This is a genomic window from Hwanghaeella sp. 1Z406 (genome assembly GCF_048892425.1).
Lineage (GTDB): Bacteria > Pseudomonadota > Alphaproteobacteria > UBA8366 > Aestuariispiraceae > Pacificispira.
The window spans coordinates 300,264-302,925 of sequence record NZ_JBLZHU010000006.1 but is presented as its reverse complement, the minus strand read 5'-3'; the positions used below and the strand labels follow the sequence as shown (position 1 = coordinate 302,925).

Here is a 2,662-nt window from a genome sequence, read left to right as displayed (position 1 = left end):
CCGCGACAGAGAGGGTGAAGTCTGCATCGCTGTCCGCCGCCGGCGTGATCGTCAGCCCCTCGAGTTCAGCAGGCGTCAGGGTGACAGAGCCATCCTCATTGACGCTCCCCGCAGACAGGGTTGCCCCGGCCGGGATATCGCTGATCGTGATCGACGCGCTATCGCCGTCCTGCACACCGGTGACATCAATGTTCAGCGCAATGGCGGTATCTTCATTGCCAGAGGTATCCGCTGTCGCAACAGTCGCCGCATCGGCAACACCGGTCACAGAGACCGGCAGGGTCGCGGTCGTCGTCGCGGTGTCACTGCCATCAGTGCTGGTCGCGGTGACCGTGAGGTCAAAATCATCGCTGCTGTTCGCCGGCGGCGTGATCGTGAGATTGGCAAGCTGATCAGACGTCAGCGTCGCAACGCCATCGGTCACCGTGACAGCCTCACCATCGGCGGTCAGAACCGCGCCGTCTGGAATGCCGCTGATCTCAATAGACAGGGTCTCGCTGTCATCGGTCAGCGCAGAGCTGATATCCAGCGCAATGGCTGTATCTTCAGAACCACTTGCTGCTTCAGTAGAGAGGGTCGGAGCATCGGCGACGCCGGTGACCGATACCGGCAACGTGGCTGTCGTCGTCGTCGTGTCGCTGCCATCGGTGCTGGTTGCGGTGACTGTCAGGTCAAAGTCATCACTGTTGTTTGCCGGTGGGGTGATGGTTAGGTTCGCAAGCTGCGCCGGCGTCAACGTCGCGACACCATCGGTGACTGTGACAGCCTCACCATCCGCCGTCAGAACCGCGCCGTCGGGAATGCCGCTGATCTCAACAGACAGGGTCTCGGACCCATCGGTGTCGGTGAGGGCTGAACTGATATCCAGCGCAATGGCTGTGTCTTCACTGCCGCTTGCCGCATCAACACTGAGCGTCGGTGTATCGGCAACGGCGTCGACGGTGACATCCAGCGTATCGGTAACGGTGCTGGTATCGCCACTCTCACCATCGGTCGTGGTGACAGCAACAGAGAGGGTGAAGTCCGCATCACTGTCAGCCGCCGGCGTGATCGTCAGGCCTTCCAGCTCAGCAGGCGTCAGCGTGACAGAGCCATCCTCATTGATGGTGCCCGCAGACAGGGTTGCCCCCGTTGGGATATCACTGATCGTGATCGACGCGCTGTCACCGTCTTGAACACCGGTGACATCAATATCGAGTGCAATGGCGGTATCTTCTGATCCAGCCGCACCCACTGTCGCAACAGTCGCCGCATCGGCTACACCCGTGACGGCAACCGGCAGGGTCGCGGTCGTCGTCGCGGTGTCGCTGCCATCGGTGCTGGTGGCAGTAACAGTCAGGTCAAAGTCATCGCTGCTGTTCGCCGGCGGCGTGATGGTGAGATTGGCAAGCTGCGCCGGTGTCAGCGTCGCGACACCATCGGTGACAGTAACCGCTTCACCATCGGCGGTCAGAACCGCGCCCTCTGGAATGCCGCTGATCTCAACAGACAGGGTCTCGCTGTCGTCGGTCAATGCCGAGGAGATGTCCAGGGCAATGGCTGTGTCTTCACTGCCGCTTGCTGCCTCAGTAGAGAGCGTCGGTGCATCGGCAACGCCGGTTACAGAGACCGGAAGGGTCGCTGTGGTGGTCGCCGTGTCGCTGCCATCGGTGCTGGTGGCGGTCACGGTCAGGTCAAAGTCATCACTGCTGTTCGCAGGCGGCGTGATGGTTAGGTTCGCAAGCTGTGCCGGTGTCAGCGTCGCGACACCATCGGTCACCGTGACAGCCTCACCATCGGCAGTCAGAACCGCGCCGTCTGGGATACCGCTGATCTCAACAGACAGGGTCTCTGACCCATCAGTGTCGGTGAGGGCTGAACTGATATCCAGGGCAATGGCTGTGTCTTCACTGCCGCTCGCTGCATCAACAGAGAGCGTCGGTGCATCGGCAACGGCATCAACGGTGACATCCAGCGTATCGGTAACGGTGCTGGTATCCCCACTCTCACCATCGGTCGTGGTGACCGCGACAGAGAGCGTGAAGTCTGCATCACTGTCGGCCGCAGGGGTAATCGTCAGCCCCTCGAGTTCAGCTGGTGTCAGGGTGACAGAGCCATCCTCATTGACGGTCCCCGCAGACAGGGTCGCCCCGGCCGGGATATCGCTGATCGTGATCGACGCGCTGTCGCCATCCTGCACACCAGTGACATCGATATCGAGTGCAATGGCGGTATCTTCATTGCCAGAGGTATCCGCTGTCGCAACAGTCGCCGCATCGGCAACACCTGTCACAGAGACCGGCAGGGTCGCTGTTGTCGTCGCGGTGTCTGTTCCATCAGTGCTGGTTGCGGTCACGGTCAGATCGAAGTCATCGCTGCTGTTCGCCGGCGGCGTGATCGTCAGGTTCGCCAGTTGCGCCGGCGTCAGCGTCGCAACGCCATCGGTCACCGTGACAGCCTCACCATCCGCCGTCAGAACCGCGCCGTCTGGAATGCCGCTGATCTCAACAGACAGGGTCTCAGATCCATCGGTATCGGTGAGGGCTGAACTGATATCCAGGGTAATGGCTGTGTCTTCACTGCCGCTCGCCGCTTCAACAGAGAGCGTCGGCGCATCGGCGACGCCGGTTACGGAGACGGGCAGGGTGGCCGTTGTCGTCGCCGTGTCGCTGCCATCGGTGCT

General features: G+C 61.5%; 1 protein-coding gene. It reads right to left on the bottom strand.

All coding sequences use genetic code 11. From position 1 onward, the window contains the following. Positions 1 to 2,662 (bottom strand): beta strand repeat-containing protein (locus tag ACOSDR_RS13955; protein ID WP_420731650.1); only part of this gene is annotated, 2,662 nt, incomplete at both ends.